The organism is Rhodococcus chondri, from assembly GCF_036327435.1.
Lineage (GTDB): Bacteria > Actinomycetota > Actinomycetes > Mycobacteriales > Mycobacteriaceae > Rhodococcus > Rhodococcus chondri.
Window position 1 is genome coordinate 1 of record NZ_JAUZMZ010000227.1, and the last position, 6259, is coordinate 6259.

Sequence of the window (6259 nt, forward strand, 5' to 3'; positions counted from 1 at the left end):
AGACCTACACCGTCCGCGCCCAGTACATGATCGCCGCGGACGGCGGGAAGACCGTCGGTCCCGAGCTCGGGGTGACGATGGAGGGCCCGAGCGGGATCCTGGACATGGTCAGCACCCATTTCACCGCGGACCTGTCGCAGTACTGGGAAGACGACGTCCTGATCACCTGGCTCGTCAACCCGGAAGGCGCCGGATCCTGGCACAGCGGCGCCATGGCCGCGATGGGACCGACCTGGGGCAAGCACTCGGAAGAGTTCGTTATCCACTTCACCTTCCGTCCGGACGACCCCAACCGTTTCGACGAAGAAGCCATCGTTCCCCGGCTGCGCGAACTGCTCAAGCTGCCCGACCTCGAACCGGAGGTCCACAAGGTCAGCCACTGGATCCTCGAAGGCGTGCTTGCCGACAAGTACCAGGTCGGTCGGGTCTTCCTCGCCGGAGACGCCGCCCATCGCCACCCGCCGACCACCGGCCTCGGACTCAACACCGCGATCCAGGATGCCCACAACCTGGTCTGGAAACTCGCCGCAGTCCTGCGAGGCGACTCCGCGCCCGCACTGCTCGACACCTATGAGCCCGAACGGCGCCTGGTGGGCATGCGCAACGTCGACTGGGCCATGTTCACTTTCCTCAACCACATGGTCATCGACGCCGGCATCGGTCTGAGCCCCGACCAGCCCCTCGAACTCCGCACCCAGGTGTTCCGCGACTTGTTCTCCGACACCCCGATGGGCGAAACCCGCCGGGCGCGCGCTTTCGAAGTCGCCAACACCCAGCGCACCGAATTCCAGGCACACGACCTCGAAATCGGCTTCGCCTACCAGGACGGGGCCGTGCTCCCGGACGGCAGCGACGCTCCCCCACGCGATCCGATGGGCAGCGTGTACTTCCCCACCACCCGTCCCGGGCACCGCCTCCCACACGCCTGGATCGAGCACCACGGGCAGCGGATCTCCACCCACGACCTGGTCGGCACCGATACCGCCCTCGTGCTGATCACCGGAGCCCAGGGGCAGGACTGGGTGACCGCAGCCGACACGGTCGCGCAGAAGTACGGGATCCGGATCAAGGCCGTCACGATCGCCGACGGCGCCGACTACACCGACCCCACCGGCCGCTGGAGCGAACTGCGCGAGATCGGTGAGGACGGCGCGATTCTGGTTCGCCCGGACAACCACGTCGCCTGGCGTAGCGCTGATCGTGCCGCCACGCCTGCCGACGAGCTCGCTCGCACCGTCGGTACCCTCCTGTCCCGCTAGTCGACGCCACCATCGCTGCCCGGGCGACCGAACCTCGTTTCAGTCGGTCGCCCGGGCAGTACACCAGTCGAAAGGAACACCCACCGATGTCCGGTCCCGAAGCCGACCTGTTGTGGTCTCCCGATGCCGAGCGGATCGCCACGTGCCGGATGTCGCAGTATCAACGCTGGCTTGCCGACAGCAAGAACGTGGTCACCACTGATTACCGGTCGTTGTGGCGCTGGTCCGTCGACGACCTCGATGGATTCTGGTCCTCGATCTGGGACTACTTCGATGTGGTGTCCTCGACCCGAATATCCACCGCCTTGGTCGATCCCACGATGCCCGAGGCACAGTGGTTTCCCGGAGCACAGCTGAACTGGGCGGAGAACATACTGCGACACGTCGACGCCGGCGGGCCCGCGATCATCGCCCTCGACGAGGACGGCAACCGATCCGAGATCGGTCGAGCTCAGCTTGTCTCCCAGGTCGCCAATCTCGCCGAGCAATTCCGGACGATGGGTATCAAGCCCGGCGACCGGATCGCCGCGGTGCTGCCGAACATCGCACCGACGGTAGTCGCGGTCCTCGCCGCCGCCAGCGTCGGCGCAGTATGGTCTTGCTGCGCACCGGATTTCGGACTCAAGGGCCTGCTCGACCGGTTCACCCAGATCGAACCGACCGTGCTCATCGGAGTCGACGGCTACCGGTTCAACCACAAGACGATCGACCGCCGCTCTCTGCTGAGCGAGTTGCAGGCCCAGCTGCCCACCGTCGAACACACCATCATGGTCCGCAATCTGGTGCCGACAGCGCCGCTCCCTACGGGTGTACTCGACTATGCCGAGCTGATCACCGGCGATGCTCGTCCTCGGTACGAGCAGGTGCCGTTCGAGCATCCCCTGTGGATTCTCTACAGTTCCGGCACGACCGGACTGCCCAAGGGCATCGTGCACTCCCACGGCGGCATCGTTCTCGAATCCCTCAAGGCCAACGCGCTGCACTACGACCTCGGACCCACGGACCGGGTGTTCATCGCCGCCAGCACCGCCTGGGTGGTGTGGAACATGCTTGTCGACGCCATGATCACCGGCGCCACGATCGTCACCTACGACGGCAGTCCCACTGTCGACGGTCCGGACACCTTGTTCGGTATCTGCGGCCGGGAACGCGTCACCCGTTTCGGTACCGGGGCCGCCTACCTGACCCTGTGTGAAAAGGCCGGCGCAACCCCCGGCACGGACTTCGACCTGAGCCCGCTGCGCTCGATCATGAGCACCGGATCCCCGCTGCCGGACTCCACCTGGCACTGGGTCTACCGGGACGTGGCGGCCGATGTGCATCTCGGATCCGACAGCGGCGGAACCGATGTGGCCACCGCGTTCGTCGGCGCCAATCCGCTGCAACCGGTCTACACCGGCGAACTGCAAGGCCCGTGCCTGGGCGTCGCAGTCGAAGCCTGGAACGAGGACGGACACCCCGTCACCGACGAGGTCGGGGAGATGGTGATCACCGCCCCCATGCCGTCGATGCCGATCTGCTTCTGGAACGACCCCGACGGGTGCCGCTACCGCGATGCGTACTTCGACACCTTCCCCGGGGTATGGCGGCACGGCGATTGGATCACCGTTACCGACCGCGGCACCTGCCGAATCCACGGCAGGTCCGATTCGACCATCAACCGCGGTGGCGTGCGCATGGGCTCGGCAGACATCTACCAGGCCATCGACGCGCTTCCAGAAATCGCCGACGCGTTGGTCATCGGTGCCGAGCTTCCGGACGGCGGTTACCACATGCCCTTGTTCGTGGTGCTTCGCGACGGCTACGACCTCGACGACGCGCTCGTGGACAGGATCCGCACCACGATCCGCACGCAGGTCTCACCGCGTCACGTTCCCGACGAGATCGTCGACGTTCCCGCCGTGCCCACCACCCGGACCGGCAAGCGTCTCGAAGTACCGATCAAGAAGCTCATCCAAGGGACGTCGCCGGAGAGTGCCCTCAACCGGGCCACCGTCGCCGATACCGACGCTCTGGACTGGTACATCGACTACGCCAACGCTTTCCACCGCTCGCGCCAGACACAGGACCAGTGAGGAAGATCGTGACCGAGACCGTAGACCACCGCGCACCCGGCCGGCTCGAACCCGTCGACGAGCAGGCGCTCGCGACGTTGTTCACCTCCGCGCGGACCGCGAACACCTTCGCATCCACACCCGTGTCCGATCGGCACCTCGTCGACATCTGGGAGCTGGCGCGGTGGGCACCGACGGGAGCGAACACCCAGCCGCTCCGGGTAGTGTTCGTCCGCACCGAGTCCGGACGCGAGCGGCTTGCTGCCCATATGAACGAGGGCAACAAGGCCAAGACCGCTTCGGCTCCGGCCGTAGCGATCCTGGCCGTCGATAGCCGCTTCCACGACCACATGAGCACTCTGCTGCCGTTCAAGCCGGAACTCGGTCAGCTCTATGCGACGAACGAAGCAGTCCGGGCGTCCACTGCACAACTCAACGCCACCTTGCAGGCCGGCTATTTCATCCTCGCCGTACGGGCCTGCGGCCTTGCCGCCGGCCCGATGAGCGGATTCGACGCCGAGGCGCTCGACGCCGACTTCTTCCCCGATGGGCAGTGGCGATCGCTGCTGGTGGTCAACATCGGCTACCCGGGTCAGGACCCGTGGTTCGGTAGGCTTCCTCGCCTCGAGCACACCCAGTGTCTCCGCTGGGAGTAGCGGTCTTCACCGAGCCTCACACACCATGGGGAGCACCGACGGTACAGCGTTCGCCGGACACTGCCTCCGCCCGAAAGATGTTTTTGTGCAACACTATTCCAGCAGTCGGTTCTCCACCCCTTCGGAAGGGACCGGACACCGGACCCGGGCAGGAGCCGCATGCGCGGTGGGCGGTGACCAGCTGTCGACGCCCACCGCCGAGTCATTCCGCAATCGTGTCGAGCAGCGGCCGAACCCGGTAATCCACCATCTCGCGCATCACCAGCGCCGTCGTGGTGCGTTTGACGCCTTTGATGTTCAAGATGTCACCGGCGACGCGATAGAGGTCGTCCGCATCTTTGGCTGCCACGTGGACGAGCAGGTCGGCGACACCGCTGAGTCCGTGCACTTCCAGAACTTCGGGTATCGCATCGAGCGCCGCCCCGACCCGGTCGAGTTTGCGCTGGGTGACATTGGTGAGCACGTAGGCCTGCAGCGGATAACCCAGCACAGCCGGATCGATCCGACGTTCGAACGACCGCAGCGCGCCGGCGTCGTCGAGCTTGCTCAACCTTGCTTGAACGGTATTGCGGGACAGCCCTGTTCGCTCGGCTACCGCCATCACGGTGGCGCGTGGGTCGTCGGACAGGGCCGTCAGAATTCGAGCGTCGATCCGGTCGGCTCGGTGCGTGCTGGGCAAAGTGCCAACCTTCCTTTCATCGCCACCCCGGAGTGGGGTGCATAATGCTCAATCTGCAGATCCAGTATTGCGCAAACAGATGTCCACTGGTGGACTGTTGTTACACCCCGCAGGTCGGGAAAGCCTCCACAGACATAATCCGGTTGGCCTCCCCATTCCTTTAGCCGCTCGGCCGCTTCTCATCCGTTGCCGGCCGAGTCGGCTCCCCCCGGCACCTGATGCAGTAGTTCTGTCCGGTTCCGCGTTGTTGTCTTCGAAGGAGAATCCGATGTCCCAGCCCGTGTCCCTCGATTCCGTGAGCTCGCACTCCACCAGCACCACCGGTGTGTCCGAGGACCTCGCTGCCCTCGAGTCGATCCGGCAGCGGGTGCTGTGGCTGTCGACGTCGATGATTCACCACGCGAACCGGGTACGTCCTAACCCCACCGGACTCAAGGTCGGTGGCCATCAAGCCTCCTGCGCGTCGATGGTCTCGATCATGACCGCCCTGTGGTTCGAACACCTGCAACCCGGCGACCGGGTGTCGGTCAAACCGCACGCCTCGCCGGTGCTGCACAGCATCAACTATCTGCTCGGCGAGCTGGACGAGAAGTACCTGACGACCCTGCGCGAATTCGGCGGCCTGCAGTCCTACCCGAGCCGGTCGAAGGATCCCGACACGGTCGACTACTCCACCGGATCGGTCGGTATCGGCGCCACTGCCCCGATCTGGGGCGCGATGGCTCGCCGCTACGTCGACACCCACCTCGGTGACACCGGTCGCGGCCGACAGTACTCACTCGTCGGTGACGCCGAACTCGACGAGGGCGCCGTTTGGGAGGCCATCCTCGATCCGGGCATCGCCGACCTCGGCGAGGTCGTGTGGATCGTCGATCTCAACCGCCAGTCCCTCGACCGAGTGATCCCGAACATCGCCGCCCGCCGCCTGGAGAAGATGTTCGACGCGGCCGGTTGGCAGGTCATCACCGTCAAATTCGGCACGCTGCTCGAAGAACTGTTCACCCGCCCCGGCGGCGATGCGCTGCGCACCCGCATCCTGGACATGCCGAATCCGGAATACCAGCGGCTGCTGCGGTGCACCGCCGAAGAGGTCCGTGATCGGCTGCCCGGGACCGGTCCCGGCAGCACGCAGATCACCGAACTCGTTGCCACGTTGGACGATGCAACATTGACGGCTGCGGTGCGCAACCTCGGCGGACACGATCTGGCGGCGCTGTCGCAGGCGTACCGCCAGATCGACGACACCCGGCCGACGGTGGTCATCGCCTACACCATCAAGGGTTACGGCCTGCCCACCGAAGGTCACCCGCAGAACCACTCGGCGTTGCTGACCGTGGACGAATACTCACAGTTCGCCGCAGCCCAGCACCTGGATCCCCAGAATCCGTGGGGCCGATTCGAAGACGAGACCGCCGCGGGCCGCCTGTGCCTGGCTACCGCCGACCGTCTGCGACGCGATGCGGTTCCGGCGGTGCCGGATCTGACGATTCCCACCGACATCGGTCGCACCCCGAAGGGCACGGCCACCACCCAGGCCGCCCTGGGTCGGGTACTGCTCGACCTGACTCGTGAATCGCCCGACGCGGCCGGGCGCGTGGTCACCGTCAGCCC

The 6259-nt window shown here is 65.8% G+C and carries 4 protein-coding genes and 1 pseudogene; 4 read left to right on the plus strand and 1 reads right to left on the minus strand.

Annotated elements, in window-relative coordinates; all coding sequences use genetic code 11:
• The 3 genes from Q8814_RS23615 to Q8814_RS23625 form a co-directional block, all read left to right on the plus strand.
• Positions 1 to 1259, plus strand: a 1259-nt coding sequence (locus tag Q8814_RS23615) for an FAD-dependent monooxygenase (RefSeq protein ID WP_330154405.1), incomplete at its 5' end; no start/stop codon positions are given.
• 86 nt (positions 1260 to 1345) lie between these two features.
• Entirely contained in the window at positions 1346 to 3334 is a 1989-nt protein-coding gene (locus Q8814_RS23620) for an acetoacetate--CoA ligase (RefSeq protein WP_330154406.1), read from the plus strand.
• Between the two features lie 8 nt (positions 3335 to 3342).
• Complete coding sequence (locus Q8814_RS23625) at positions 3343 to 3969, plus strand: malonic semialdehyde reductase (RefSeq protein WP_330154407.1); 627 nt, start codon at positions 3343 to 3345, stop codon at positions 3967 to 3969.
• 202 nt (positions 3970 to 4171) lie between these two features.
• On the opposite strand, the gene Q8814_RS23630 is transcribed toward Q8814_RS23625, so the two are convergent.
• On the minus strand, positions 4172 to 4648 hold the full coding sequence (locus Q8814_RS23630) for an Lrp/AsnC family transcriptional regulator (protein ID WP_330154408.1): 477 nt from the start codon (positions 4646 to 4648) through the stop codon (positions 4172 to 4174).
• A 268-nt stretch (positions 4649 to 4916) separates the two neighbouring features.
• Between Q8814_RS23630 and Q8814_RS23635 the strand changes: the two are divergent.
• Positions 4917 to 6259: pseudogene (locus Q8814_RS23635) on the plus strand (pyruvate dehydrogenase); the annotation flags it as partial.